The following is a 26,203-nucleotide window of genomic DNA, read 5'->3' as shown; positions in this document are numbered from 1 at the left end:
GCGCGCGCATGATGAACCTCACCGAATATCGCCGCACCTCCGCTCGCCTTTCCGACTATCTGCCATGGGCAGCGCTGGTTGGCCCAGGCATTGTGCTGAACAAGGATGGCAGCTTCCAGAGGACCGCGAAGTTTCGCGGGCCGGATCTGGATTCTGCTGTCGCTGCCGAACTGGTTGCGGTCGCCGGTCGCATCAACAACGCCGTGCGCCGTCTGGGTTCGGGCTGGTCGATCTTCGTCGAGGCACAACGCTCCGAGGCCGCGACCTATCCCGACAGCAAGTTTCCAGATGCGGCCTCCGCACTGGTCGATGCGGAGCGCAAGGCCGGGTTCGAGGAAGCGGGCACACATTTCGTGTCCGGTTATTTCCTGACTTTCCTCTGGCTGCCGCCTGCAGAAGACGCCGCCCGTGCCGAAACCTGGCTCTATGAAGGTCGCGAACAATCTGGTGTCAATCCGCATGAGCTGCTGCGCGGCTTCATCGACCGCACCGACCGCGTGCTGTCGCTGCTCGACGGCTTCATGCCGGAATGCCGCTGGCTGGATGATACCGGTGCGCTGACCTATCTCCATTCCTCCATCTCCACCAACCGTCATCGCGTCCGCGTGCCCGAAGTGCCCATGCACCTCGATGCGCTGCTGGCCGACCAGCCCCTGACCGGCGGACTGGAGCCGCGCCTTGGTGACGCGCATCTGCGCATCCTGACCATCATCGGCTTTCCTACCGCGACTACGCCTGGCCTGCTCGACGAGATGAACCGGCTCGCGTTCCCGTATCGCTGGTCAACCCGCGCCATTCTGATGGACAAGACGGATGCAACGAAGCTCCTCACCAAAATCCGCCGCCAGTGGTTTGCCAAGCGCAAATCCATCGCCGCGATCCTCAAGGAGGTGATGACCAACGAACAATCGGCGCTGGTGGATACCGATGCGTCCAACAAGGCGCTCGATGCCGACATGGCCTTGCAGGAACTCGGCGCTGACGTTGCCGGGATGGCCTATGTCACAGCGACCGTCACCGTCTGGGACATTGATCCGCGGATTGCCGACGAGAAGCTGCGTCTGATCGAGAAGATCATTCAGGGCCGCGATTTCACGGCCATGCCCGAAACCGTCAATGCCGTCGATGCCTGGCTCGGCTCGATCCCCGGACATGCCTACGCCAATGTCCGTCAGCCACCGATCTCGACGCTCAACCTTGCCCACATGATCCCGCTATCGGCCGTGTGGGCGGGGCCGGAACGGAACGAACACCTCGGAGCGCCCCCCTTGCTGTATGGCAAGACCGAAGGTTCGACGCCGTTCCGGCTTTCCCTTCATGTCGGCGACGTGGGCCATACCCTCGTCGTCGGCCCGACCGGCGCGGGCAAGTCCGTGCTGCTGGCGCTGATGGCGCTGCAATTCCGCCGCTATGAACGCAGCCAGATCTTCGCCTTCGATTTCGGGGGATCGATCCGCGCATCCGCGCTGGCCATGGGCGGCGACTGGCATGACCTCGGCGGCGGGTTGACCGAGGGATCGGCAGTGTCCGTCTCCCTGCAACCGCTAGCGCGAATTGGTGATGCTTATGAGCGGTCATGGGCCGCTGACTGGATCGCTGCGATCCTGATGCGTGAGGGCATGACCATCACGCCGGAGGTGAAGGAGCATATCTGGACGGCGCTGACCTCGCTGGCATCTGCACCCGTCGGCGAGCGCACCATCACCGGCCTTGCTGTCCTGCTGCAATCGAATGACCTGAAGCAGGCGTTGCGACCATATTGCATCGGTGGTGCCTATGGCCGGTTGCTCGATGCCGAGGCCGAACACCTCGGCCACGCCGATGTGCAAGCCTTCGAGATCGAGGGACTGGTCGGCACAGGAGCTGCGCCGGCTGTGCTGGCCTATCTGTTTCATCGGATCGGCGACCGGCTCGATGGTCGGCCAACCCTGCTTATCATCGACGAAGGTTGGCTGGCGCTGGATGATGAGGGGTTCGCCAACCAGCTCCGCGAATGGCTGAAGACGCTCAGGAAGAAGAACGCTTCCGTTATCTTCGCCACGCAGTCGCTCTCGGACATTGACGGGAGCAACATCGCGCCCGCCATCATCGAAAGCTGCCCGACACGGCTGCTTCTGCCGAATGAACGGGCCATCGAGCCGCAGATCACTGCGATCTATCGGCGGTTCGGCCTCAATGACCGGCAGATCGAGATCCTCGCGCGGGCGACACCCAAGCGGGACTATTACTGCCAGTCGCGCCGCGGCAACCGCCTGTTCGAGCTGGGCCTGTCCGAAGTCGGCCTCGCGCTCTGCGCCGCATCATCCAAAACCGATCAGACCCGCATTGCAGATCTCGTCGCCGAGCATGGGCAGGAGGGCTTCCTCGCCGCCTGGCTGCGCGATCGCGGCGTCGAATGGGCGGCGGAGCTGATCCCCGATCTCACCAATCTCATCCCCCAGACCGAAAAGGAGTCCTGACCATGACGATCCGTTTTTCCCGTTCCCGGGCCATGCTCATGGCGGCAACACTGCTCGCCGCGCCGCTTGCATTCTCGCCCATGCTGACCAGTCCGGCCCACGCACAGTTCGGTTTCGGCCGCATCGTCTATGACCCGACCAACTATGCGCAGAACCTGCTCACGGCCGCGCGCACGCTGGAGCAGATCAACCACCAGATCACCTCGCTTCAGAACGAAGCGCAGATGCTCATCAATCAGGCGCGTAACCTGACCAGCCTGCCATATTCCTCGCTCCAGACCTTGCAGCAGAGCGTCCAGCGCACCCAGCAGCTTCTGGCCCAGGCGCAGAACATCGCCTTCGACGTGCAGAACGTCGATCAGATGTTCCAACAGAAATACGGCAATGTCTCGCTCTCTGCCACCGACACCCAGCTTGTCGAAGATGCCCGTTCGCGCTGGCAGAACACAGTTGGCGGTTTGCAGGATGCCATGCGCGTGCAGGCCGGCGTGGTCGGCAATATCGACACCAACCGCGCCGAAATGTCGGCCTTGATCGGCCAAAGCCAGAATGCCACCGGCGCCTTGCAGGCAACGCAGGCGGGCAATCAGCTTCTTGCTCTCCAGTCGCAGCAACTTTCCGACCTGATCGCGCTGATGTCGGCCAATGGCCGGTCCGAGGCGCTGATCGAGGCCGAGCGTGCCACCGCCGCCGAACAGGGCCGCGTGCAGCGCGAGCGCTTCCTGACACCGGGATCGGGCTACCAGCCCGGCAATGCCCGGATGTTCGGCAACGGCAACAACTGACCGGACAGGAGGAGCGCGACATGGACGGCAAGATGCTGGCACGGCTGGGCGCGATCATATTCGTGGCTATCGCCATCACCGCCACGGTGATCGAAATGACCCGCGAGGATGAACCGGCGCAGAACCGTCCGGCTCCATCGCTTCAGCCCTCTGCCGATCCGCTGCGCCAGAGCCTGCGCCGTTGCCAGCAGTTAGGCGAGGCCGCCGTGAACGATCCCGGCTGCCTCGCCACCTGGGCCGAGAACCGTGACCGGTTCCTCGGCCGGACGCCGGTGCCCGCCGCCCCGCATCAGAACGGGGGAGAGTGAACCATGGGCGGCACCGGCGTCATCGACAATTTCCTGGGAGTCTTCACCAGCTACATCGACAGTGGCTTCGGTCTGCTTGGAGGTGAAGTCGCCTTCATCGCCACCACGCTGATCGTCATCGACGTGACGCTGGCGGCATTATTCTGGTCCTGGGGTGCAGATGACGACATCATCGCCCGGCTGGTCAAGAAAACGCTGTTCGTGGGCGTCTTCGCCTATCTGATCGGCAACTGGAACAATCTCGCGCAGATCATCTTCGACAGCTTTGCGGGTCTGGGCCTCAAGGGGTCGGGCACCGGCTTTTCCGCCGCCGATCTGCTGCGGCCCGGCAAGGTGGCGCAGACCGGCCTTGATGCCGGTCGCCCGCTGCTCGAATCCATCTCCGACATGATGGGCTACTGGTCGTTCTTCGAGAACTTCATCCAGATCGCCTGCCTGATGTTCGCCTGGGTGCTGGTGCTGCTCGCCTTCTTCATTCTCGCCGTGCAGCTCTTCGTCACGCTGATCGAGTTCAAGCTGACCACGCTGGCCGGTTTTGTGCTGATCCCCTTCGGCCTGTTCGGCAAGACCGCCTTCATGGCCGAGCGCGTTCTCGGCAATGTCGTGTCCTCCGGCATCAAGGTGCTGGTTCTGGCCGTCATCATCGGTATCGGCTCGACGCTGTTTTCACAGTTCACGGCAGGCTTCGGCGGCGTGACGCCGACCATCGACGATGCCATGGCAATCGTGCTGGCGGCCCTTTCCCTTCTCGGCCTCGGCATATTCGGTCCCGGCATCGCTTCCGGTCTCGTTTCCGGCGGCCCGCAGCTTGGCGCAGGTGCCGCCGTTGGAACCGGCCTTGCCGCAGGCGGCATGATGCTTGCCGGGGGTGCCGCCACAGGGATGGCCGCGAAGGGAGGAGCCGCTGCGCTCTCTGGTGGAGCGGCTGCCGTTCGGGGTGGTGCCGCCGCCGCAGGTGCGGTGAGCGCCGCCTACAGTGTCGGTTCACTTGGCCAGTCCGGCGCTGCCGGTGTCGCCTCCGGTCTGGGCGGTGTTGCCCGTGCGGCAGGCTCCGCCGCCGCATCGCCCCTGAAGCGCGCGGCTTCCAAAGCCTCCGAAAGCATCAAGTCCAGCTTTTCTGATGGAGCGCGCGCCGGTTTCGGCGTCAGTGGCGGCTCTTCCACGGCTGGAACAGTCGGAGGTGCGGGCGAGGCAGCAAGCGCGGCGGCGTCACCCGCCGCACAGGCTGGCGGCTCTCCGGCATGGGCAAGGCAGATGCAGCGCAAACAGACACTCAGCCACGGCACGTCGATGGCCGCCCATGCCGTGCGCTCCGGCGACAGCCATGGCGGCGGCTCCTCCATCAATCTTTCTGAAAGTGACCGCTCATGAACATCTTCAAACGTCCATCTGCCCATTACGGCAAATCGCCCGAACCCGAGACGCCCTATCAGAAAGCTGCCCAGGCATGGGACGAACGTATCGGTTCGGCCCGCGTGCAGGCAAAGAACTGGCGCATCATGGCCTTCGGCTCGCTGATCCTCTCGGCTGGTTTCGCCGCCGCCCTTGTCTGGCAATCGGCGCGCGGGACGGTCGTGCCCTGGGTGGTGCAAGTCGATAATCTCGGCCAGTCGCAGGCCGTTGCGCCCGCCGTGGCTGACTATCGCCCGACCGATCCGCAGATTGCCTTCCATCTTGGCCGCTTCATCGAGCAGACGCGCTCGATCCCGTCTGACGCCATCATCGTGCGGCAGAACTGGCTGCGTGCCTATGAGTTCACCACGGATCGGGGTGCGGCAACTCTCAATGATTATGCCCGTGCCAATGACCCTTTCACCAAGGTCGGCAGGCAGCAAATTGCGGTCGAGGTGTCGTCGGTGATCCGCGCCTCGAATGACAGCTTCCGTGTCGCCTGGACGGAGCGCCATTACGAAAACGGCCAGCTCTCCACCACCGAACGCTGGACGGCGATCCTGACCATCGTGATCCAGACGCCGCGCGATGCTGAACGTCTGCGTGCCAATCCGCTCGGCATCTACGTCAATGCGATTTCATGGTCGCGGGAGATGAGCCAATGACCCGCAATATAGTCCGTGATTCCGGCTTGCCGGTTTTCCGTAAACCCGCTTTGGCGGCTTTGTTGCTGTCAGCGACCATGCTGGCCGGTTGCGCCACCAACCGCACCCCGCAGTTCAGCTATGATGCCGATGTACCCGCGTTGCCCGTGGTGCCGGCAGCCCTTACCGATGACCGCCCCCGGCCTTTGCACACGCCGCCGGCATGGACTGTGGCGCGCGGCGGGACCGTTGCAGCGACACCGACTGGCCGCGTCGAGAACGCCAATGCCGCCGCCCGTGTCGAACCACGGCGTGAGGGCTACTACAACGCCATCCAGATCTACCCCTGGTCGGAAGGGGCGCTGTTTCAGGTCTATGCCGCACCGGGGCAGATCACGACAATCGCGCTTGAACCCGGCGAAAGCCTGACCGGCGCGGGACCGATTGCAGCAGGCGACACCGCCCGATGGATCATTGGCGATACAGAAAGTGGATCGGGTACAAGCCGCCGCGTCCATATCCTCGTCAAACCGACCCGTGAGGATATTTCCACCAATCTTGTCATCAGCACGGATCGCCGCGTCTATCTCATTGAGCTTCGCGCCCGCGCGGCGCTCTATATGCCCGCTGTGGCCTGGGCCTATCCCGCGCTACCTGCCGGTCAGCGCGTGACCGTTCCGGCAGCCCCCATCATCCCTGTCGAGACGGCCCGCAACTATCGCTACGGACTGACTGGAGACACGCCACCGTGGCGCCCCATCTCCGTCTTCGACGACGGCCGCCGTGTCTATGTCGTCTTCCCGCGCGGCATTGTGCAGGGCGAGATGCCGCCGATCTTCGTCATAGGCTCCGAGGGCGAAACGCAGATCGTCAACAGCCGCATTCACCAGAACATCCTGATCGTGGATCGCCTGTTCGGTGCTGCCGAACTGCGCCTTGGCAGCGGTGATCGCCAGCAAACCGTCAGGATCGTCCGCGTTGAACAAAGGCAGGCAGCCCAGCCCGCAAAAACCGGGGAGAATCCGTCATGAGCGACGAGACCACCACCAACGCGCCTCCTATGCGCCTGCGCGCCGAGCCGCCGCGCGTCACCCGCCTGTCACGCAAGATGCTGGCTGGCGTTGGAGCTGTCGCGCTCCTCGGCATTGGCGGCGCACTGATCTATGCGCTCCAGACCCGCGACATGGGTGGAAATGGCGAGGAACTCTATTCCACCGAGAACCGCCCCACAGCCGACGGGCTAGCTGGTCTGCCGGGCGATTATACCGGCCCCGTCCTGGGTCCAGCTTTGCCGGGCGACCTCGGCGGCCCGATCCTCGACGCCCAGAACAGGGGGCAGCCCGTTACGCCGCCGGTTATGGCAGCACCAGCCCGAGACCCCGCCGAGGAACGTCGTCTTGCCGAAGAGGAAGCTGCACGTCTTAGCACCGTGTTCTTCCAGTCGGGGCAGCGATCAGCGACGACACTTGGCTCCAATATGCCGGGCCTTGCGGGTCTTGACCTTGGCGATCAGCCCGCCACGCAGGACCGCCATACGGCATTTCTGAATGGTCCGGTGGATCGCCAGACCGTTGCCATGGATCGGATCATGGTGCCAGTGTCGCCCTATATCCTTCAGGCAGGGGCCGTGATCCCGGCTGCAATGATTACCGGCATCCGTTCGGATCTGCCTGGCCAGATCACCGCGCAGGTCACGGAAAATGTCTATGATAGCCCGACCGGCGCGCTGCTCCTGATCCCGCAGGGAACGCGCATCATCGGCCAGTATGACGCCGGTGTGCAGTTCGGCCAGCGCCGTGTGCTGCTGGTCTGGAACCGCCTGATCCTGCCCAATGGCCGCTCGATCGTGCTGGAGCGCCAGCCCGGCGCGGACGCTTCCGGCTATGCCGGTCTGGAGGATGGCGTCGATTACCACTGGTGGGATCTGATGAAAGCAGCGGGCCTGTCCACGCTGCTCGGCATTGGCACGGAACTGGCGACCGACGACGAAGACCGTCTGATCCGCGCCATCCGCGACGGCGCACAGGACACCATCAATCAGGCCGGGCAGCAAATCGTCCAGCGTCAGTTGCAGGTCGCGCCGACCTTGACCGTCCGACCGGGCTATCCCGTCAGGGTCATCGTCACCCGCGACCTGGTACTCGAACCCTATAGGAACTGACCATGACAAAGCTGAAACTCGGCCCAGTCGTTGAAGACAAACCCGTCAAAGTGACGGTTGAACTGCCGGGCACGCTCCACCGTGATCTGATCGCCTATGCAGAGGTGCTGGCCCGCGAAAGTGGCCAGCCCGCTGCTGATCCCGTCCGGCTTATCGTGCCGATGCTGGAGCGTTTCATTGCCACGGACCGTGGCTTCGCGAAGGCTCGAAGGGGCAGAGGATAAGAAGATACGATAACGGCGACATTGAACGGTAACGTCATCAATGTTAGTGTGCGTTACCATGTTAGGAAAAGATCTCGATATAAGTGATTCGCAGTTTCTGGAAGCGCTGGAGCGCTATCTGGAAGAACTGCTTCATGCTCGCATCGTTGTTCGTGCATTCGAGGGTACGCGCAGCTTGCCGTCGTTTGTCGGGCGAGCTTACAGGCTTTATGAAACATATATTCTCGGGCACCACTGCATCATCGCTGCCAAGCTCGGAGATACAGGTACACCGGCAGATATCGCTAAGCACATCGACATCATCCGCAATGTCACCGACGCCACGGTGGTTTTCGCGACCATGAGCATTACCGCGCACAACAGGGCGCGGCTAATCGGTCAAGGTGTCCCCTTCATAGTTCCTGGCAACCAGCTTTACATCCCGGATTTGGCGATCGACCTACGCGAACATTTTCGTGCCCCACGCCGCCGGCAAGTGGCAGGACTATCGCCCGCTGCTCAAACGGTTCTTTTCCATCACATTCTGCATCTCGACAGGAATTTGGCAACGCCGTCCGCCTTAGCCGAACGGCTGCATTATTCGGCAATGTCAATCGGCCGAGCGTTCGATGACCTGGTGGCCGCCCGTCTCGCTGAAACCGTCAGACATGGGAAAGAGAGGCACATTAGCTTCAAGGCGGAAGGGCGACGCCTCCTGGAGGAAGCGACACCACATCTCCGCAGTCCGGTTCGTTCCATGAAATTCGTGCGTGGGAGCGCCTTCAGCGCACACCTGAAGTTGGCAGGGGAAACGGCGCTATCCCACCTCACGGAGCTGGCTAGCCCCCGTATCGACACTTTCGCCGTCGCCGCCAGCGACTGGAAAGCGATTTCGCAGGCGGCTGACCTTGTTGAAACTGACCGCGAAGAAGCCGACTGCATCATCGAGACGTGGTCCTACGATCCAGCCGCCTTGTCCGACACAAACACCGTGGACGTCCTGTCCTTGTACGCACAATTCCGGGATCATCGCGACGAGCGTGTCGCCATGGCTGCGGATCGACTTTTGGAGAAACTACCTTGGTAGCTGGCATTGATAAATTTCAGAAGTACTTCGCTGGCCATGAGGACCACTACGCCATCATCGGCGGGGCGGCCTGTGACCTCCTGTTCGATGAAGCCGGTCTCGATTTTAGGGCTACCAAGGATATCGACATGGTGCTCTGCGTTGAGGTGGTCGATGCCGCTTTCGGCACAGCCTTCAAAGCGTTTCTGGATGCGGGTGGCTACCAGGCACGCGAGCGCAGCACCGGCGACAAGGAATTCTACCGCTTCCACAAACCGTCGGATCAGAGCTTCCCCTTCATGATTGAGCTGTTTTCCCGCAGGCCGGGGACCCTCAACCTTCCGGAAAATGCGGAACTCACCCCCATCCCGGTTGAGGAAGACATCGTCAGCCTCTCGGCCATTCTGCTCGACGACGGATATTATGAAGCGTTGCAGTCCGCGAAGCGGAAGATCGAGGGCGTAACCGTCATCGATGAAACACTTCTCATCCCATTCAAGGCGCGGGCATTTCTCGATCTGTCCGCACGGGCCGAAGCCGGGGACAGGATCGACAGCAAAAACATCAAGAAGCACCGCAATGATGTACTTCGTCTGACCCAGCTTCTGCCTGGCGATGCCTCGATCACCTTGCCCGATCAAATTCGCGACGACATGCGACGCTTCCTTGACCTGGCAGCGGCGGACGACACTCTTGATCCAAAAGCGCTCAACGTGCCGTTTACCCGCGACGAGGCGATTGCCCTTCTCAGGTCTGTTTACAAGTTGGTCGATGCATGAGTCGAACCTTCATCTACAGCTTTACTCCGCCATCGCTGGACCCAGCCCCCGGGGCGACCATCACATTGGACGTCTCCGAGATCGAGGATGCCGGCATTCGCGAGGTGCTTCAAACGCCGGGCGCCGCTTACGGCGCATGGTCGATTCTCGATGCGCTGCTATCGCCTACCGGCATAGGCACGCCTTTCATCTTCAAGCAGCCGCTCGGGCAAGCTCGTGAAGTGAAGGTCGCGTTATCGGGTCTGTTCGGCAGATTCGTCGCCCGCGCCTATCTTGAACGCTACTTTGACCTCTCCATCTTTGCCCATCTCGGTAATCGTGTCGTCGATCTTGATCGACGCAAACGCGCCAAGATCGAGCGCCTCGCGCGAGGCGACCTACCCGACTGGATCGCGTGCAAATCCGATCTGACTTCGCTCACGATCGCAGAGGCCAAGGGCTGCCACGACCCAAGCGGAACAGCGAGGGCGCTTTCCCGCGCCTGGACACAAGCCGGACGGATCGACCTCACGGTCAAAGGCCGCAAGGTTACGGTGAAGAGGATCGCTATTGCCACGCGCTGGGGCGTGGCGAGTCCCAGCCCGGCCGACGCATATCTTTCCGTTCACGATCCGGTCGACATGGGCGAGGCCATCGACCCGCAAGACAAGGACGCCCCTTTCGTAGGCCTGCTTCGCTTGCATGTCGCCAGCATGATCGAACACCTCGGCCATGCAGAACTCGCCCAAGCGCTGCGTGATCTGACACGGCAGGCCCTCCCGCGTGCCTTGCAAAACACTTCGGCCCGAGCCCGCGCCACCTTGGACAATGCGGTGATTAGCGAAGTCGAGAAGGACGGCGATATCGGCGGCCTGGTTGGCGGGATCGTCACACGCGCGGGTCCGATCACCGATGCAAGCGCCAGCGCCGTCGATCAGGAGGCGTTGGCCCGGCTTAACCTTCGTCCGGTTTTCGTCGGCATCGATCGGGATCTGGTCCGCGCGGCAATCGATGGCGAAGCGGACACCATTCGCGGTCGTTTGGCCGCGAAGGCCAGTCCTGATGACTTTGCGCGCCGCGACGGCGCAGGCGGCTGGATCATTCCGCTTGGCGCGGAAAAACGCATTGTCGGCGGCGCATGACGGGGTGGCGACAATAGAACATCAGATGGCAGACCGCTGAAGACGGAGCCATGGGGGACCGAACGATGGATCAACAGAAGACTGACCTCTCGAACGAGGCTGCGGCGCTTGCAGACATACTGAAATGGTCAGTCGACCTGCCCGGCTGGCAGCGCGACGCCTTGCGTCGGCTGTGCGGCCAGACAAAGCTAGAACCTGCCGATGTCACGGCGCTCGTTGCGGTCTGCAAGGGCGGCACTCCCGCAGCTCCGCTGGATGCCACCCACATCCGTGACCCTGCCGCAAGCCATGCGGTCGTCAACCTCGGATCCTTGCATGGATTGTCGAATGTGAACGCGCTCGCGCCAGGCGAGCGGCTGTCCTTCGGCAAGACCGGCCTCACCGTGATCTATGGTGACAACGGTGCTGGCAAATCAGGATATGCCCGCGTCCTCAAGCAGCTTTGCCGGGCACGCTCACCGAAGGGTGATGCCATCCTTCCAAATATCTATGCCGGTGCAGGCGGCGTACCGACTGCCAGCATCGACTTTTTCATCGGCGGCCAGAAGCGAAACGCGACGTGGAATCAGGGCGGAGCAGTCGATCCTATGCTGTCCGCCGTCAGCGTCTTCGACTCCCGGACCGCCAATGTCCATGTTGAGAACACCAACGATCTCGCCTATACGCCCCTTCCTCTCCGCATTCTCGCCGGTCTCGCGCAGGCGTGCCAGGATGTGAAAGCCGAACTTTCGGCCGAAATCCATAAGCTGCAACAGCAAACGCCCGCCGTCCTCTCAAAACCCGAATGCAAGCCGGATACGGCGGTCGGCAAGATGATCGCCGGCTTGTCCGGAAAGACCAAACCCGACGCAATTGAGAAACTGGCTGGCCTGAACGCGCAGGAAGACGCGCGGCTTCAAACCCTCATTACCGATCTCGCTGGCGATCCAGCCCGGACCGTCCGTCAACTCCAGACTCAGGAAACCCGCATCAATGCAGTGATCGAACAGATCGGCAAGTTGACCACCGCCGCCTCTGAGCAGAACCGGACCGCGCTCCGTGAGGCTCATGGGCGTCTTGCAACTGCGCGAGCGGCGGCATTGGCTGCATCCGACGATCTTTTCGCCGCGGAACCTCTGCCGGACATTGGCTCGGATATCTGGAGAGCCCTCTGGGAAGCTGCTCGAACCTATTCACGCGAAGCGGCCTATCCAGAAAAGCCTTTCCCCGTGACAGGCCCGGATGCCCATTGCGTCCTGTGCCAACAGCCGCTCGGCGAGGAAGCCGTCAAACGACTGAGCAGCTTCGAAGCCTTCGTCCAAGACGAAAGCAAGCGCCGTGAAGAGGAAGCTGGCGTGGCTTATGACGATTTGCTGGAGGAGCTATCGTCGCAAAGTTTCCCCATGAAGGATCTGCCTTCATTCCTCGCGCTGATCCGCGACGATATCGGCCACGACGAGTTGGCTAAGATCCTTCGCCGCCAGATCGTCCAACTGTCCTGGCGGCTACGGGCGGTACTTCGAACCCACGCAAGCGAGGTTTTGCACACATTGCCGCCGGACGCGATCTCTGCGCCAGAGGAATTGCGTGATGTGCTGGTCGGGATTGCGACGCGGATCGAAGGCCTGGAATCGGAGGTAGGCTCTCCCCAACGTGCCTCCCTTATCATCGAGCGAGACGGCCTGGCCGACCGGAAATGGCTCGGCGTCGTGCAAGCCGACGTCCTTGCCCAAATTGAACGCTGCAAATCCATCGAGGCCCTGGAAAAGGCCAGTAAGGAAACGACCACAAACAAGATCACGACGCAGAGCGCCCGTATCGCGCAGGCTCTTGTCACCAATCGCCTGCGTGGCCGCTTCGCGATTGAAGTCGACAAGCTCGGCGTTGCCGGCCTCGCCATCGAGCTTCAACAGGCGAAGACCTCAGCGGGGGGTGCCCTTCTTTCAGGTGCGTCTCATCAACAAGCCGAGCGAACCCGTCGGCAAGGTTTTGAGCGAAGGTGAGCATCGATGTGTAGCGCTCGCCGCTTTCCTCGCCGAGCTGTCGACCATCGACGCGCAGTCGGCGATCGTTTTCGACGATCCCGTGTCCTCTCTTGACCACCTGCACCGTGATAGGGTCGCCGCACGCTTGGCCGAAGCGGGCGAAACACGGCAGGTGATTGTGTTCACACACGACATGGCCTTCTTGCTTCTACTTGAGGAGGCCTGCCGGGCAACCAAGGACCGTGAAGCAACGCCGATCGCCTACCGGCTCATCAGTCGTGGCGCCGACAATTCCGGCTTCTGTCATCAAGACCCGCCAGCCAGCGTCATGCCGCTCGATAAAGTGATAGACGGAATGAAGGCACACCTTACGAATGTGAAAATCCACCACGAGCGCGGTGATCAGGCGAAATGGTTGCGGGAGGTGACATCCTTCCAAGACCAGCTTCGCACCTGTTGGGAACGGGCGGTAGAAGAGGTGGTCGGACCGGTGATCCGTCGCCTGTCACGCAAAGTCGATACGACCGGCTTGATCAAGCTTACCATCCTCACCGATACCGATTACGCCACGATGCGTGAGGCCTTCGGCCGTTGCTCCGCGCTCCTTCATAGTCAGCCCGGCGAAATCAATCCCCGCCTGCCCTCAGCGGCGATGATCGAAAGCGAAATCAGCGCGCTAGCGAACTGGATCACTGACATTCGTACCCGCCAGGAGAGGGCCGCATGATGTCCATCAAACCGCTATTTCTAATGAATGTCGGTATCGGTAGTTGCGTGCTCCCGCAACCATTTTTACCGGCGTCGATTGCAAGTTCTGATCGACGTCGGTCCCCGCAACCATCTTTGCTTGCTCGGGCCGCAAGTGAAGATCATAGCTTGCCCCCGCAACCATCTTTACTTGCGACCCCGCTGCATCCGCTGCGGGGTTTTTGCGTTGGACCGAAAGCGTAAGGATGCCAGCGAGATCGCCACGAACGTCGATCTCAATCTTGCCGTCAACCGGCGTCAGCACGATGTCCTCGACCAGCGAGCGCAGCACATCGGCCGCCTCGATCCGCCGTTCCTCGGAATCATCCTGTAGCGTCTCGTAAAGCTGCTGCACGCGGATGCGGTATTGCTGCGCCATCGCCGGGTGCAGCAACGGGGGCGGCTCGTCCGCCGTCGCCAGGAAGGATTCCAGCTCCGCCTTGCGGTGCTTGAGCCTGTCGCCGCGTTCCTTCACCGCGCCGATCGAGATGGCCTCCTTGAGATAGAGGTCCATCAGTCTCTCTTCCTCGCGACCGACTCGTGCGATCTCCGCCTGCGCCGCGTCGATGTTGGTTCGGGCCTCCATGCGCAGGCGATTGGTCTCCTGCGTATAGGCGTCGCAGAACGCGGCAAAAATCTTCGGATCGAGCATCCGGTTGCGCAGCGCGTTCAGCACGCGCGATTCCAGCTCGTCGCGGCGGATGTTGACCCGGTTGTCGCAGGTGCCCTTGTTGCGCGCCGTCGAGCAACCGATGAGCGTCGCCGAGATCATCGAATAGCCGCCACCGCAGCAGGCGCATTTGGTCAGCCCGGAAAACAGATATTTGGGCCGGCGCCGGGTGTTGACCCGCGCGACATCGGGCTGCCCCTTGGCGTCAGGCTCGATCCTGTTACGGGCCTGACGCGCCTTCACCACCTGCCACAGATCGTCATCGAGAATGCGCAGCTCCGGCGCTTCCTGGGTCACCCATTCGGATTCCGGGTTCGGTCTTGCCTGCCGCTTGCCGGTATCCGGGTCCTTGATGAAGCGTTGGCGGTTCCAGACGATCTTGCCGACATACATCTCGTTGTTGAGGATGCCGTTACCGCGCTTCGGATTGCCGTTGATTGTGCTGAACCCCCAGTCGCCGCCGGTGGGCGCGGGGATGCCGTCGCGGTTCAATGAAACGGCGATGGTCTTGGCCGACTTGCCGGCGGCATAGTCGCGGAAGATACGGCGCACGACATTGGCCTGCGCCTCATTGATCGTCCGGTCGCCCCGGATCGGTTCGCCATTGGCGTCCAGCTTCCTGACGACATCATAGCCATAGGCATTGCCGCCACCGGATTTGCCGGCCTCGACGCGCCCACGCTGGCCGCGCCGGGTCTTGTCGGCCAGGTCCTTGAGGAACAGCGCGTTCATCGTCCCCTTGAGGCCGACATGCAGATGCGTGACCTCACCCTCGGACAGGGTGACGATCTTCACGTCCGCATAGGACATGCGCTTGAAGATGCCGGCGATGTCCTCCTGATCGCGTGACAGCCGGTCCATCGCTTCCGAGAGGATCACGTCGAAGCGGCCGCGCGTGGCGTCCGAGATCAGCGCCTGAATGCCCGGCCGCAGCAGCGACGCGCCGGAGATCGCGTGATCGGTATATTGCTCAACGATGTGCCAGCCCTGCTTCTCGGCATGCAGCCGGCACAGGCGGATCTGATCCTCGATCGAGGCGTCACGCTGGTTGTCGGAGGAATAGCGGGCGTAGATCGCGACCTTCATCGGGCATGGCTCCTTACCGGGAGCCTCGCCCCCGCCTGTGCATCTGCGCCTCGAAGTTCTGACGCGCCATCTGCCGGCCGAGCAGCCGGGCGAGCTGGACGAGGCGGGGGTCCGGGTCGCCGCGCGGCGTGAAGGTGAGTTCCGGCACGTCGACGAGCATCGCTTCGAGCAGTTCTTCGCGCTCGCTGCGTGATATCGTCGTCGATGGGCGTGCCTTTTGCGTCATGGAACGAAGAATTGACGCCACAAGATATATAAACAACTGGAATCAAAGGCAGAAAACCGGCGCTGAAAGGCACGGTCAAGCGCATGGGAGCGAACGCCAGCGAAGCATGGCGTGCTTCGGCATAGCGAAATGACTGGTCCGAAATCTGTGAAACCGGCTCGAAGTGCATGGTAACTCCTCGGCGACGGCGCCTCGATACCATTATTTTAGGATAAAGGATTGCGTCGTCAGCACCAGCCATCATAGCGTATTGCATTTGACGCTACAAGTCGCTATGTTGCAGCCAAGGAGAAAGCCATGGCCAGCACTGCGGAACGCAAGGAATACCCGATCTCGATGCGCCTGCCCGAGGCGGACGTCGCGATGATTGATCGCGCCGCCAGCCTGCGGGGGCGCTCCCGCACCGACTTCGTGCGTGATGCCGCCGTGCGCGCGGCCGAGGACGTGCTGATGGAGAACCGGCTGATACGCATGAGTCCCGAAGGGTTCGCGGAGTTCATGGAGGTTCTGGCCGCACCCGCCGCGCCGGTTCCCGAGATGGTGGAACTGGCGAAGCGGCCTGCGCCCTGGGAAGCCGGCTTTGAGCCGAAGCGCTGAGCCGTGGCGCTCTCGGTTCCCGAACCGCTGACCGCGGAACATGATGTCTCGGCCTTTACCTGCGGCAAGCCGACGCTCGATCACTGGCTGAAGACGCGGGCGCTCTCCAATCAGGAGAAGGGCTTCACCGCCGTCCTCGTCGTGCATGAGGGGGGGCGTGTGGTCGGCTACTACGGTCTGGCGCCGACGGCCGTGGTTCCGGCCGTGCTGCCACGCTCGGTCCGCACCGGCCAGCCGCCCGATCCGGTCCCCTGCCTGCTGCTCGGCCAGCTCGCCACCGATACGGCATGGGCGGGCCAAGGTATCGGCACTGGCCTGGTGAAGCACGCGCTCCAGCGCTGTGTTCAGGCCGCCAATCTCATCGGTGGGCGGGCGCTGATGGTGAACGCCGTGGATGAGGAAGCGGCGCGGTTCTGGCAGAGGCGCGGGTTCACGCCGTCAAAAGACGATCCGCTCGTCCTGTTCCGTTCCATCGCCGCAATCGCTGCGTCGCTCAAGGAGGGGGGAAATTGTAAGCCAGATGAGGGGTGATGGCCTTCGCCGAGAAGGCCCTTCGCCCTTCAAGCGTATTACGTCTACGCTTTCAAAGCATTGAAGTATTTATTGATTAAGTTAAATCTGTCAGATTAGGTAATCACAGTTATCTGAAATGGGAACGGTCTATCTGGGTAGGACATCCGTCGGAATCGCACTCCGATAATTAGCGCAAGGACTTTGAGATGGCGGAGGCGCCTACAGATAAGTATTCGGCTGGTGAACAGGGCCTAGGGTACATTTATCAGGCACGTCTTGCCCTGCTACAGCTGCTTCAATTGCCGGAAGATACTGCCATCTTCCTAGAAAAGGACGACGACCTCGACTTTATTGACGGCGATGGTGGCAAGTCCTTGGCCTCACTCAAACACAAGGCTATTGGCGATAGATTGACGGACCTGTCGTCGGATTTCTGGAAGTCCGTCAACATCTGGCTGGCGCGGTACAAGCGGGATGGCCGCGCTGCATCGAACCTGCGGTTCTTTCTGTTCACCACAAGCACGGTATCGACCGGCTCGTTCCTTGCGCGTCTTCTCCCAGATCAGACCGTCGCCTCCGGCGATGCGAAAACGCTGACAGAATTGGCCGATGCTGCGCTCGCCGAGTCGAGATCAAAACTCATCGCGCCAATCACCACGGCCTTCAACGAACTGAGCGACCCCGAAAAGCAGGATTTCCTCGAACGCATTCTGATCCTCGATGGTAGCCCACGCATCGGCGACATCCCGGCGCTCATCAGGGACAAGCATATGCGAAGCATTCGGCGCGAGCATCGCGAGTCTGTCTTCGAGCGGCTGGAGGGCTGGTGGACGGATGCTGTGATCAAACAGTTGACTGGTGCTGAGGCGGAAGGGATCTTCGGATACGAAGTCTCAGATAAGCTTTCGAACTTCTCTGAAGAATACAAGATAGACAACCTGCCTATCACCTTTCGTGGAAAGATGCCCGCCGATGAAATTGACACTGATGCCGATCCGCGTCTGTTCGTGGCACAACTTCGCGAGATCGGCATTTCTTCTAATCGGATTAGAAGCGCGATTCTCGACTATTACCGAGCATTCGAACAACGATCAGCGTGGGCGCGTGAGAACCTGCTTATATTGGGAGAGGTCGAGGAGTACGAAGATCGCCTCACCGATGAGTGGAGTCGCTACAAGGATGTCGCTTTCGAGAAGCTGAAGGACGACAGCGCGGAAGAGGCACTGCGGGATGCTGGCACCAGTCTCTACAACTGGGCAGAATTTGAGACTGGCAAAATCGAATCCTTGCGCATTCGCGCGCGGGTGACAGAGCCTTATGTCCTTCGCGGCAGCTTCCACATCTTGGCGGATGCCACGCCAGAACCCAAGGTCTACTGGCATCCCAGATTCCTCGACCGCCTTGGCCAAGTGCTGGGGGTAGCCTCGTGAAGCGATGGGATCAGCGCCCCTTCGAAATTCGAAACCTGTTCAACCCAGCATTTTGCGGCTTGGTTCTGTTCCGCGCCTTGCATGGTTACGAAGAAGAAGACGCCCGCGGCATGCCCTTCTCGCTGTCGCTGCTTGTGCTGCCCCTCTGTTTGCACAAGGATTCGCGTGAGGTGATCGCCAGCAGTTCACGCAGCTATCTGCTCAAGACGGCGGAGAAGAACCAGCAAATCATGGTGGGCTTCGGCGACCGGGTCACGCAGATGCTGCCGTATGCCTTCGAAGGGTTTGGCCTACTGATGGAAAGTGGTTGCATCACCGTCGGGGACGACGGTCGCATCCAGACCGTACCCAAGAAGGTGCGTAAGACCGTCAATGGAACCGCCGAAACTGTCGCTTGTCAGAAAGTGGCGCGTATCGTCGGAAAGGAATTTGCACGCATCGCCGATCGGGCGACCGTTTACACGACTTTCGGGATTCGCCCATGAAGATCAGATCAATCCATATCTACAGCCATGACGGCCAGCGCCGTGACCTCCAGTTCAAGGTAGACGGTCTCAACATCATTACCGGTCGTTCCTCAACCGGCAAGTCCGCGCTCTCAGAGATCATCGAATACTGCATGGGACGCTCCTCGTTCAACGTCCCTGAAGGTATCATCCGCGACAAGGTGGCCTGGTTTGCCGTGATCTATCAGTTCGAGAAAGAACAGGTGCTGATTGCCAAGCCGACTCCGCCCGGTGGCGGGGCCAGTTGCAGCACGGCAATGCTGCGAAGGGGTACCGAATTACAGGTACCCGAGTTCAACGAACTGGCGGTCAACACCGATGACGACAGCATTGTCGAGCTGCTATCTCGCTTGCTCGGCATTCCCGAAAACCGCACCGAGGTCGCGCTTGAGCACAGCCGCGCCAGCTACGATGCGAACGTCAAGCACACGTTTTACTATCTGTTCCAGAAGCAGGGGTTGGTCGCCAACAAGGACCAACTGTTCTATCGCCAGAACGAGCAGTTCCAACCGCAGGCAATCCGCGATACGCTGCCAATACTGCTCGGTGTTTCCTCCCAAGATCGCTACGAGCTGGAATCCAAACTGCGAATAGCGCAGCGCGATCTGAGAATTAGCAACAAGAAGCTGGAGCAAGCGCGCGACGCCGTCGACACGTCGCATGAACAGGCCATCGGCCTCTACTCGGAAGCAAAGACGGTGGGGGTCATCGGCAACACCGATGAGAACCCGAATGCCGACGGGATCATCGACGCACTGAGGTCGGCGCTGTCGTGGAAGCCTGAAACGGTGCCAGACGATGACGGCAGCCGGGTTTCGCTTCTGGAGGATGAGTTGGCCCAGTTGCGTCAGGATCGCCGTGACGCTCAGAGCCGCATCGACGCGGCACGACAGTTCGCCAAGCGGGCGGGTGGCTACGAAAATGAGGCCGCCGAACAGATAGACCGCCTAGCCTCGATCAAGGCGTTGCCGAAGAATCCCGACAGTGGTGAATGGCAATGGCCGTTCAGCGAGAAAAACTTGGCGCTGGAAACTCCGGTTGCTATCGTTCTACTCAAAGAGTTGGAGTCGCTCGAAAAGGAATTGCGCATCGCTACCGGCCAGCGCCCCAAACTCGAAGCCTACCTAGCTGAACTGACGGACAAGCTAGATGGGATCGCAGGTGATATCAAGCAAAAGGAAACAGAACTGTCCGCAGCCATCTCGGCCAACGAAGTCATTGCCCAGATGGGGACCCGCAACAACGCGGCTGCGCGTGTGGTTGGTCGCATTAGCCTGTTCTTGGAAAAGCTCCTCCCGAATGAGGATATTGCCAAACTGGAAGCGGAAAATCGTCGCCTCGGTAACAAGGTCAGGCAGCTAGAAGAACAGATTGGTGACGATGATAGCAACGAACGTCTGACTTCGATCCTGAACAATATCTCCGCACAGGTGTCGCGGTACATCCAGAGATTCAACGCCGAATTCGGTCCTTACCCTGCGCGGTTTAACCTGTCACAGTTAACAATAATCTTCGATCGACCAGAGCGTCCTGTGCCGATGAGCAGGACCGGCGGCGGCGAGAACCATCTTGCCTACCATCTGTCGGCACTGCTCGCCCTGCATCTATTCGCGGCACAGAACAACTGTCCGATTCCGCGCTTTTTGTTGATCGACCAACCAACCCAAGTCTACTTCCCCTCTGAGCAGATCTACAGGGATGCTGATGGCTCAGTGCAGAAGACGGAAGCCGACGCCGACCTCAATGCGGTGCGCCGGCTGTTCGAGTTGTTGCTGAAGTTCACCCAAGACGATGTTCCAGGCTTCCAATTGATAGTCACTGAGCATGCGAACCTGCGCGATGAGTGGTTTCAGGACGCACTGGTCGAAGAACCTTGGGCCAAGCCGCCCGCACTGGTTCCTGAAGATTGGCCAGAAGATAAGGTCACCTGATTTTTCAATCCATCTGCAACTGTACATGTTGGTATCATCTTAAGGTCGGCCTCGTGGCGTAGTTCTGGCCTTTGGTCTGCGCAGCGCTCCCTTGTGCTGGAATATTCCTTTTGGCTGGTGTTGACCACCGGCACCACCCGCTGCTGTCTGAAAGCACCCAGTCGAAACAACCAAAAAAGGCTTAGGGCGCCGCCCTCAGCGCACTTCAAGAGGCTTCCGCCCGGCTTCCTCCACGCGCAGGCGCGTTCCGTGCAGCCGGTTCCCCGCGAAGCCTCTTTCCGTTTGCACACCCGCTGCTCGCCCATGTTTTGACCGGCGTAGACAATCGGGATGAGGCGATGTCGGGATCGGGCGTGTAGCCGGGTTTTCCGGTGCGCTCGATCCAGTCGAGGATAGCGCCAAGCTCACCTTGCAGGGTGACGCTGTAGCTGCCGCGTCTCTTGCCGGGAGTGATGACGATACGGTCGATGACCTCGCGGATGGCGTCGGCCGCTTCGAGCGCGTCGTCGGGATGGTCGAGCGCAGCAGTCAGCCGCTCGATCCTGCGCCGAAAGGTTTCCGCGATGCCGGGGTGAATGTCGGGAACGTCCTGCGGCGTGTCCGACAGGCGGGCGGTGGTGAGGCTGTCCTGTTTCGCTTCAAGCTCGGTCAGCCGGTCGGACAGGGCGCGGTGCCAGCCGCCCTGCTCAATGACGCGCACGATCTCGGCAATAGCCTTGGCGGTGTCGGCAAGCTCGCGGCGGGTAGTTTCGGCGGTGATGCGGCGCTCGCGGTTGAGGCGGTTGGTTTCCTCGGCATAGACGCGCATGGCTTCCGCCGCCATTTCCGGGGTCATCATGTGCTCGCGCAGGCCGGTCAGGACACGGGCTTCCAACGCCTCGCGCGGGACGGTGCGGGCATTGTCGCAGCCGTTGCCGAGCGCATGGTTGGTGCAGGTGTAGCGGTCATGGCCGCGTCGCCGGTAGGTGCCGCCGCAGCAGCCGCAGAACACGAGGCCGGACAGCATGGTGCGTGGCCGGTGGGTGGCGTTCAGCCCGCCGTTCTTCGCCATCATCTCGCGCATGGCGGCGCGGGAATGGTCGATCTGCCTTTCATAAAGCCCGGTCAGTTGGTCCTGCCGCGCCTTGGCGGCGTCCCAAAGCTCTTGCGGGATGATGCGCAGTTCCGGCGCTTCGCCGAAAACCCATTCGGATTTCGGATTGAGGCGATAGGCATAGCGGCCCGTGTCGGGGTTCTTCACCTTGCGCTGACGGTTCCAGACCAGGCGGCCGACATAAAGCTCGCAATTGAGGATGCCGGAGCCGAGGACGCGATTGCCCCGAATGACGGTATCGCCCCAGCGTTTGCCGGTGGGGCTGGGGATGCCGTCGCGGTTGAGATCGGCGGCGATGCGCTGCGGCCCTTTGCCCGCGACATATTCTCGGAAGATGCGCCGGACAATCTCCGCCTGTTCCTCGATGATGGTGCGTTCGCCCCGGATTGGCTCGCCGCGCGCGTCGAGCTGGTGGGCGACGCGATAGCCAAAGGAGTTGCCGCCACCGATCTTTCCGGCTTCCACGCGGCCCCGGATGCCACGATGGGTCTTGATGGCAAGGTCTTTGAGGAACAGGGCGTTCATGGTGCCTTTCAGGCCGACATGAAGTTCGCTGATCTCGCCTTCCGACAAGGTGAAGATCGTCACGCCCGCAAAGCGCAGGCGCTTGAACGCGCCCGCCACGTCCTCCTGATCTCGGCTGATGCGGTCGAGTGCTTCCGATAGCAGAATGTCGAAACGGCCCGCCTGCGCGTCGGCGAGAACGGACTGAATGCCGGGGCGGATAAGCGATGCGCCGGAAATGGCGCGGTCGGAATAGCTTTCCACGATGGTCCAGCCCTCGCGGGCGGCGCGTTCGCGGCACTGGCGCAACTGGTCTTCGATGGAAGCGTCACGCTGATTGTCGGATGAATAGCGGGCGTAAAGGGCTACGCGAGGCGCTGGACGGGCAACATTCATGGGAACGGTCCTTTCAATCGGTGTCGGCCCCGTCCTCCGTTTCCTTGGGCGCAATGGGCCTGTTGTCGTTTGCGGCGGTCAGCCGCTCGAAATCCTCCCGCGCCATACGGCGGGCGATAATGCGCACAAGCGTCAGTGCCGTATGGTCGATCCTGCGCCACGTCTCGGCGTCCGGCTCACCGTTCGGGCCGCTATTGTCGTTGGCCGGTCTGAACCGTTCCGGCTCGGTGTCGTCTCCCATGCCGCTGCCTGCAAGTTGTTGGACTCAAACAGGCATGAAGCAGCTTCAAGAGTAGAATAAGAAACGAAATCGCAGGCCGTGCGGCCATAGCGAAGTATCGGCGGCAAATAGGATGGGTTTCTATAGTCGCTCATCTTCGCCTCCCTATCAATCACGATCCCGATTCTCGCTGCATCCGACCTGCAAGATCCAGCATATTGCGCAGGGTTTGGCTCTGGTTATGCGGCGACCAGATGGCGGAGAAGGCAACGGCCTCCTGTTCGTCGGCAATCTCGCGAGCGACGATAGCGGATGGCACAAGCCCAAGGTTTTCGGCGGTGAACAGGGAAATACCCTGTCCCGCCGCGATCATCGCCAGCAGGGAATCCCGCCCCACGTTGCAACGCGAGATAGTGGGAACCGGCCACTTTCCCGCCGCGCGCAACACGATAAGATCATGAACCTGCGGGCCGGTGCCGCTCTCGCGCACAAGGAAGGTTTCCGGCGCAAGGTGTTGCCATTCGATATGGTCTTGCCGAGCCAGACCATTCGTTTCTGGCATCGCGACCATGAGCCGGTCGCGCCAGATTACGCGGGAACGCAGATCGGGGATTTCATGGGTGCAGGCTATGAAGGCCACATCCAGCTGATCCTCCCGCACCTGTATCTGCGCATCGCGGGCCGTGCTTTCCGTGATGTGCAGCGACACCCCGACATGAAGGCGGCGGAAACGATTCAGCAGCCGGTCGAGAAAACCGCCCGCGACAAGGCCATGAACACCAATGCGAAGCGCGCCATGTTCGCCCCGCGCCACCATGCCAGCGGTCTTCACGGCGCGGTCCAATGTCTCCAGCGCGCCGCCGACCTGCGCAATGAAGCTACGTCCAGCCTCGGTAAGCCGGACGCCGCGCGTGTTTCGTTGGAACAGCAGAACGCCAAGTTCTTCCTCAAGCGCTTTCACGCGGGCGCTGACGCTGGATTGGCTCGTGCCGAGCGCCCGCGCGGCACGATGGAAGCTGAGATATTCGGCAACCGCAAGCGTTTGCACCAAGGCCGCCATGGGGATGCGTCCGCGCAGAAGTGCGGGGGATTGAGTCGACTCGGTGTTCTTGTGAATCCGCCTTCTCATCGCCGCATACTTCGGTCAGGAAGTGCCGGTTATCGCGTCGGCGGACGCGCGAATTTCCCAACGGGCCGTCATGTGGTGACTTCCGGCGATGCAACTATTTCGCGCTCAGTCAGGATGCGATCAATCAGCCCCCATTCCAGCGCTTCCTCTGCCGTCATGAAGCGGTCGCGGTCCATGCCTTGCTCAAAATCCTCATAGGAGCGTTTGCAATGTTGGGCATAAAGCCGCGTCATACGCTGCTTGGTTTTCAGGATTTCTTCGGCATGGATCAACATGTCCGATGCCTGTCCTTGGAAACCGCCTGACGGCTGGTGAATCAGGATGCTGGCGTTTGGCAGCGCGGCGCGTTCGCCGGCTTCGCCCGCCATCAGCAGGAACGACCCCATTGAACGGGCCGTCCCCATGCAAAGTGTATGAACCGGGGCGCGGATGTAGCGCATGGTGTCATACATGGCGAGGCCACTGGTGACGACGCCACCGGGGGAATTGATGTAGAGTTGGATTGCCTTCTTGGGATTCTCGGCTTCCAGAAACAGCAACTGTGCGCAAACGAGCGCAGAAACCGTGTCGTTGACCTCGCCGTTCAGGAAAATGATCCTCTCGCGGAGAAGGCGGGAATAAATGTCGAAAGAGCGTTCGCCACGGCTGGATTGCTCAATGACCATAGGGACGAGTTGCATCGCTTCGCGCATGGGCGAACTCCTGTAGGTTAGGATTTAAGGTGACTGGCTAAAGCGTCAGGCGGCGCGCATCAGCCAGGGCGCATTGTTATTCGCCGCTGGCGGCATCCGCGGAGTCAGCCTCGCATCCGTCAACCCGTGAACGATCCTGAGTATCGTGCCGCCATTGGCATCGGGTCTGACCTGAAACGTGACGATGCTCTCAAGAAAGGGAGGTTCACCGTCCCGCATCCTGTAGCTAACTTCCTCGCCCTGTGCCGTGGAGACTGGCTCGGTCTCGGCCAACTCCTGCTTGGGCAACCATGCCTCCCGAAAGGTGGGATTGCTGACTGCCTGCCAGACCTTCTCCGGCGGTGCGTCGAGTTCGTATTCAAGCACCAGATCCTTTTCCTGCCTTTCGGCCTCCGTATCGCTCATTGGTCCATGTCCTTCAGTAAAGCCTTCAACGCATCAATTCGGGCTGGCCAGTAAGCCCGATACTTCGCCAGCCAACCGGCTATCAGCGCGAGTCCGTCTGGATCGACCTCGTAGTTCACGAAGCGCCCCCGTCGTTCCTCGCGGACCAGCCGCGCGCTGCGCAGGACGGAAAGGTGCTGGGACATGGCCGGTTGGCTGATGTCCATGCCGTCACGCAGGGCGCTGGCGTTCATGCTGCCGCTCGCCAGCTTCTCGAAGATCGCGCGGCGAGTCGGGTCGGCCAGAGCTTTGAAAATCTCGTTCTCGATCATGCCGACAGATAAGCACACACTTATCTGATTCGCAACGCTGCTGTCTGGCTGTGGTGGCGACAGTCACCGCAACCGTTGACCGATCGAAAAGTATGAAAAACGCCGAAAATCTGCCAATGGTGCCGGATAAGAAGCATAATAAACAAATGGTTATGAGAAAGCGCGGCACTATGGGGGGCAAAAATGGGGTGCCGCTTGCGCACCACCTAACCAGTGTGCAGACAATAATAATTTTCAGAACATTGGCGACGTAGTGCCATGTTCCTTTATCTTGCCCTTGTAATCGGCTCTACTTTCACAACTGTCTTGCTCATCTTGATACATCCTTTTTCCTCATCATGATCTGCACACTGTCTGTTCGCAAGAGAGCATCCGCAAGCATGAGTTCTGGCGCGCCGTGCACTTGTCCGCACTCTGTGACGGGGTGGTCGGGCTGCGTTTGAACGGCAGCGCTTTGTCCGTCACGGTGCATTTTGCCATCGGATTCACGGGGCACATCACAGGCACTCCGGCGCGGCCCGGCCGTCTCTCGATCGGCGCGGCCGCAGGCAAGATAGCGTGCTTCCCGTCATTCCTCGTCTGCACCAGTCCTCATCCGCTCGCGCGGATTCCTCTGTTCAGTTTGCGGCCGTCACCGTGACGGCCGCGGCGTTATCATCAGCGCTGTCGCGATCATGCGTGCGCCCCCAGAAGCTTGCGCTCTTAAAATCCCGCCCTTTCCGCCAGAAACGCCAATTTCTAGTCTTGCTCTGAACGCGCCGATTTCTTGCATGGACACTGCAAGAAAAGCTCTGCCGAGGCGGCGCGACTACTGCCGCCGATCCGCAATCCTGCTGCTGGATTCGCCCACGATCCGGTGCGTATT

Annotated in this window: 26 protein-coding genes; 18 read left to right on the top strand and 8 right to left on the bottom strand. The window is 61.0% G+C overall.

The annotated features are described in order from the left end of the window. Positions 1 to 8 precede the first annotated feature (8 nt). The 13 genes from trbE (at position 9) to L6Q21_RS15035 (ending at position 13,609) form a co-directional block, all read left to right on the top strand. Complete coding sequence (gene trbE / locus L6Q21_RS15095; protein ID WP_237831580.1) at positions 9 to 2,459, top strand: conjugal transfer protein TrbE; 2,451 nt, start codon at positions 9 to 11, stop codon at positions 2,457 to 2,459. Positions 2,460 to 2,461: 2 nt separating this feature from the next. Further along, positions 2,462 to 3,244: a P-type conjugative transfer protein TrbJ gene (gene trbJ / locus L6Q21_RS15090; protein ID WP_237831579.1), complete on the top strand. Its 783-nt coding sequence runs from the start codon at positions 2,462 to 2,464 to the stop codon at positions 3,242 to 3,244. Between the two features lie 20 nt (positions 3,245 to 3,264). Continuing rightward, the gene (gene trbK-alt, locus L6Q21_RS15085; protein ID WP_237831578.1) at positions 3,265 to 3,552 is read left to right on the top strand and encodes a putative entry exclusion protein TrbK-alt; all 288 of its coding nucleotides are present in this window, start codon (positions 3,265 to 3,267) and stop codon (positions 3,550 to 3,552) included. 3 nt (positions 3,553 to 3,555) lie between these two features. Further along, positions 3,556 to 4,923, top strand: a complete 1,368-nt coding sequence (gene trbL, locus L6Q21_RS15080) for a P-type conjugative transfer protein TrbL (protein ID WP_237831577.1) — start codon at positions 3,556 to 3,558, stop codon at positions 4,921 to 4,923. A 2-nt stretch (positions 4,924 to 4,925) separates the two neighbouring features. Then, positions 4,926 to 5,609, top strand: coding sequence for a conjugal transfer protein TrbF (trbF, locus tag L6Q21_RS15075; protein ID WP_472908853.1), 684 nt, complete (start codon positions 4,926 to 4,928; stop codon positions 5,607 to 5,609). Then, positions 5,606 to 6,619, top strand: a complete 1,014-nt coding sequence (trbG, locus tag L6Q21_RS15070; protein WP_237831575.1) for a P-type conjugative transfer protein TrbG — start codon at positions 5,606 to 5,608, stop codon at positions 6,617 to 6,619. Before trbF ends, trbG begins: the two co-directional genes overlap by 4 nt. A 29-nt stretch (positions 6,620 to 6,648) precedes the next feature. Then, positions 6,649 to 7,749 (top strand): TraB/TrbI/VirB10 family type IV secretion system protein, encoded by a 1,101-nt coding sequence (locus L6Q21_RS15065; RefSeq protein ID WP_472908852.1) that lies wholly within the window; start codon positions 6,649 to 6,651, stop codon positions 7,747 to 7,749. A 2-nt stretch (positions 7,750 to 7,751) separates the two neighbouring features. Beyond that, complete coding sequence (locus tag L6Q21_RS15060) at positions 7,752 to 7,973, top strand: DUF2274 domain-containing protein (protein WP_108130984.1); 222 nt, start codon at positions 7,752 to 7,754, stop codon at positions 7,971 to 7,973. A 58-nt stretch (positions 7,974 to 8,031) separates the two neighbouring features. Then, the gene (locus L6Q21_RS15055) at positions 8,032 to 9,039 is read left to right on the top strand and encodes a MarR family transcriptional regulator (protein WP_145693913.1); all 1,008 of its coding nucleotides are present in this window, start codon (positions 8,032 to 8,034) and stop codon (positions 9,037 to 9,039) included. After that, entirely contained in the window at positions 9,033 to 9,797 is a 765-nt protein-coding gene (locus tag L6Q21_RS15050) for a hypothetical protein (protein WP_108130986.1), read from the top strand. The genes L6Q21_RS15055 and L6Q21_RS15050 overlap by 7 nt, the downstream gene beginning before the upstream one ends. Continuing rightward, entirely contained in the window at positions 9,794 to 10,918 is a 1,125-nt protein-coding gene (locus L6Q21_RS15045) for a hypothetical protein (protein ID WP_108130987.1), read from the top strand. The genes L6Q21_RS15050 and L6Q21_RS15045 overlap by 4 nt, the downstream gene beginning before the upstream one ends. Positions 10,919 to 10,983: 65 nt before the next feature. Beyond that, positions 10,984 to 12,900, top strand: coding sequence for an AAA family ATPase (locus L6Q21_RS15040; protein ID WP_237831573.1), 1,917 nt, complete (start codon positions 10,984 to 10,986; stop codon positions 12,898 to 12,900). Further along, a complete protein-coding gene (locus L6Q21_RS15035) occupies positions 12,845 to 13,609 on the top strand; it encodes an AAA family ATPase (RefSeq protein WP_237831572.1) in 765 nt (254 codons plus the stop codon). Before L6Q21_RS15040 ends, L6Q21_RS15035 begins: the two co-directional genes overlap by 56 nt. Before the next feature lie 6 nt (positions 13,610 to 13,615). Here the strand turns inward: L6Q21_RS15035 and L6Q21_RS15030 are convergent, their stop codons facing one another. Continuing rightward, a complete protein-coding gene (locus L6Q21_RS15030; protein WP_237831571.1) occupies positions 13,616 to 15,385 on the bottom strand; it encodes a recombinase family protein in 1,770 nt (589 codons plus the stop codon). Positions 15,386 to 15,398: 13 nt separating this feature from the next. Beyond that, positions 15,399 to 15,611 carry a glycosyltransferase family protein gene (locus L6Q21_RS15025; RefSeq protein ID WP_237831570.1) on the bottom strand — a complete coding sequence of 71 codons (213 nt, stop codon included), beginning with the start codon at positions 15,609 to 15,611 and terminating at the stop codon, positions 15,399 to 15,401. 297 nt (positions 15,612 to 15,908) lie between these two features. Here L6Q21_RS15025 and L6Q21_RS15020 point away from each other — a divergent pair, with 297 nt between their 5' ends. The 5 genes from L6Q21_RS15020 to L6Q21_RS15000 all read left to right on the top strand — a co-directional run bounded on the left by L6Q21_RS15020 (position 15,909) and on the right by L6Q21_RS15000 (position 20,588). Next, positions 15,909 to 16,208, top strand: coding sequence for a type II toxin-antitoxin system TacA family antitoxin (locus L6Q21_RS15020; protein WP_237831569.1), 300 nt, complete (start codon positions 15,909 to 15,911; stop codon positions 16,206 to 16,208). Positions 16,209 to 16,211: 3 nt separating this feature from the next. Further along, a complete protein-coding gene (locus L6Q21_RS15015) occupies positions 16,212 to 16,739 on the top strand; it encodes a GNAT family N-acetyltransferase (protein ID WP_237831568.1) in 528 nt (175 codons plus the stop codon). 188 nt (positions 16,740 to 16,927) lie between these two features. Then, positions 16,928 to 18,151, top strand: coding sequence for an ABC-three component system protein (locus L6Q21_RS15010; protein WP_237831567.1), 1,224 nt, complete (start codon positions 16,928 to 16,930; stop codon positions 18,149 to 18,151). Then, positions 18,148 to 18,636 carry a three component ABC system middle component gene (locus tag L6Q21_RS15005; protein ID WP_237831566.1) on the top strand — a complete coding sequence of 163 codons (489 nt, stop codon included), beginning with the start codon at positions 18,148 to 18,150 and terminating at the stop codon, positions 18,634 to 18,636. Before L6Q21_RS15010 ends, L6Q21_RS15005 begins: the two co-directional genes overlap by 4 nt. Further along, positions 18,633 to 20,588 carry a DUF3732 domain-containing protein gene (locus L6Q21_RS15000; protein WP_237831565.1) on the top strand — a complete coding sequence of 652 codons (1,956 nt, stop codon included), beginning with the start codon at positions 18,633 to 18,635 and terminating at the stop codon, positions 20,586 to 20,588. The genes L6Q21_RS15005 and L6Q21_RS15000 overlap by 4 nt, the downstream gene beginning before the upstream one ends. A gap of 205 nt (positions 20,589 to 20,793) precedes the next feature. Here L6Q21_RS15000 and L6Q21_RS14995 read toward each other — a convergent pair whose 3' ends face one another. From L6Q21_RS14995 to L6Q21_RS14970, 6 genes are all read right to left on the bottom strand, one after another. Continuing rightward, the gene (locus L6Q21_RS14995; protein WP_237831564.1) at positions 20,794 to 22,581 is read right to left on the bottom strand and encodes a recombinase family protein; all 1,788 of its coding nucleotides are present in this window, start codon (positions 22,579 to 22,581) and stop codon (positions 20,794 to 20,796) included. Between the two features lie 13 nt (positions 22,582 to 22,594). Further along, a complete protein-coding gene (locus tag L6Q21_RS14990) occupies positions 22,595 to 22,822 on the bottom strand; it encodes a hypothetical protein (protein WP_237831563.1) in 228 nt (75 codons plus the stop codon). Between the two features lie 151 nt (positions 22,823 to 22,973). Then, positions 22,974 to 23,861: a LysR family transcriptional regulator gene (locus L6Q21_RS14985; protein ID WP_237831562.1), complete on the bottom strand. Its 888-nt coding sequence runs from the start codon at positions 23,859 to 23,861 to the stop codon at positions 22,974 to 22,976. A gap of 137 nt (positions 23,862 to 23,998) precedes the next feature. Next, positions 23,999 to 24,622: an ATP-dependent Clp protease proteolytic subunit gene (locus L6Q21_RS14980; protein ID WP_272492468.1), complete on the bottom strand. Its 624-nt coding sequence runs from the start codon at positions 24,620 to 24,622 to the stop codon at positions 23,999 to 24,001. A gap of 45 nt (positions 24,623 to 24,667) precedes the next feature. Then, on the bottom strand, positions 24,668 to 25,027 hold the full coding sequence (locus L6Q21_RS14975; protein WP_237831561.1) for an SRPBCC family protein: 360 nt from the start codon (positions 25,025 to 25,027) through the stop codon (positions 24,668 to 24,670). Continuing rightward, positions 25,024 to 25,338, bottom strand: coding sequence for an ArsR/SmtB family transcription factor (locus L6Q21_RS14970; RefSeq protein ID WP_025292337.1), 315 nt, complete (start codon positions 25,336 to 25,338; stop codon positions 25,024 to 25,026). Before L6Q21_RS14970 ends, L6Q21_RS14975 begins: the two co-directional genes overlap by 4 nt. Positions 25,339 to 26,203: the final 865 nt, after the last annotated feature.

It is taken from the genome of Sandaracinobacteroides sayramensis, from assembly GCF_022014495.1.
Taxonomy (GTDB): Bacteria; Pseudomonadota; Alphaproteobacteria; order Sphingomonadales; family Sphingomonadaceae; genus Sandaracinobacteroides; species Sandaracinobacteroides sayramense.
This window is presented reverse-complemented; position numbering and strand designations above follow the sequence as displayed.

Bases quoted from the DNA above. Each gene is read 5' to 3' on its own strand.
- L6Q21_RS14995 (WP_237831564.1), bottom strand. From the start codon at position 22,581: ATGAATGTTGCCCGTCCAGCGCCTCGCGTAGCCCTTTACGCCCGCTAT.
- L6Q21_RS14985 (WP_237831562.1), bottom strand. From the start codon at position 23,861: ATGGCGGCCTTGGTGCAAACGCTTGCGGTTGCCGAATATCTCAGCTTC.
- L6Q21_RS14970 (WP_025292337.1), bottom strand. From the start codon at position 25,338: ATGATCGAGAACGAGATTTTCAAAGCTCTGGCCGACCCGACTCGCCGC.
- L6Q21_RS15045 (WP_108130987.1), top strand. From the start codon at position 9,794: ATGAGTCGAACCTTCATCTACAGCTTTACTCCGCCATCGCTGGACCCA.
- trbG (WP_237831575.1), top strand. From the start codon at position 5,606: ATGACCCGCAATATAGTCCGTGATTCCGGCTTGCCGGTTTTCCGTAAA.
- L6Q21_RS15030 (WP_237831571.1), bottom strand. From the start codon at position 15,385: ATGAAGGTCGCGATCTACGCCCGCTATTCCTCCGACAACCAGCGTGAC.
- L6Q21_RS15010 (WP_237831567.1), top strand. From the start codon at position 16,928: ATGGCGGAGGCGCCTACAGATAAGTATTCGGCTGGTGAACAGGGCCTA.
- L6Q21_RS15040 (WP_237831573.1), top strand. From the start codon at position 10,984: ATGGATCAACAGAAGACTGACCTCTCGAACGAGGCTGCGGCGCTTGCA.
- trbL (WP_237831577.1), top strand. From the start codon at position 3,556: ATGGGCGGCACCGGCGTCATCGACAATTTCCTGGGAGTCTTCACCAGC.
- L6Q21_RS15020 (WP_237831569.1), top strand. From the start codon at position 15,909: ATGGCCAGCACTGCGGAACGCAAGGAATACCCGATCTCGATGCGCCTG.
- L6Q21_RS15060 (WP_108130984.1), top strand. From the start codon at position 7,752: ATGACAAAGCTGAAACTCGGCCCAGTCGTTGAAGACAAACCCGTCAAA.
- trbJ (WP_237831579.1), top strand. From the start codon at position 2,462: ATGACGATCCGTTTTTCCCGTTCCCGGGCCATGCTCATGGCGGCAACA.
- L6Q21_RS14975 (WP_237831561.1), bottom strand. From the start codon at position 25,027: ATGAGCGATACGGAGGCCGAAAGGCAGGAAAAGGATCTGGTGCTTGAA.
- L6Q21_RS14990 (WP_237831563.1), bottom strand. From the start codon at position 22,822: ATGGGAGACGACACCGAGCCGGAACGGTTCAGACCGGCCAACGACAAT.
- trbK-alt (WP_237831578.1), top strand. From the start codon at position 3,265: ATGGACGGCAAGATGCTGGCACGGCTGGGCGCGATCATATTCGTGGCT.
- L6Q21_RS14980 (WP_272492468.1), bottom strand. From the start codon at position 24,622: ATGCGCGAAGCGATGCAACTCGTCCCTATGGTCATTGAGCAATCCAGC.
- L6Q21_RS15025 (WP_237831570.1), bottom strand. From the start codon at position 15,611: ATGACGCAAAAGGCACGCCCATCGACGACGATATCACGCAGCGAGCGC.
- L6Q21_RS15055 (WP_145693913.1), top strand. From the start codon at position 8,032: ATGTTAGGAAAAGATCTCGATATAAGTGATTCGCAGTTTCTGGAAGCG.
- trbE (WP_237831580.1), top strand. From the start codon at position 9: ATGATGAACCTCACCGAATATCGCCGCACCTCCGCTCGCCTTTCCGAC.
- L6Q21_RS15000 (WP_237831565.1), top strand. From the start codon at position 18,633: ATGAAGATCAGATCAATCCATATCTACAGCCATGACGGCCAGCGCCGT.
- L6Q21_RS15065 (WP_472908852.1), top strand. From the start codon at position 6,649: ATGCGCCTGCGCGCCGAGCCGCCGCGCGTCACCCGCCTGTCACGCAAG.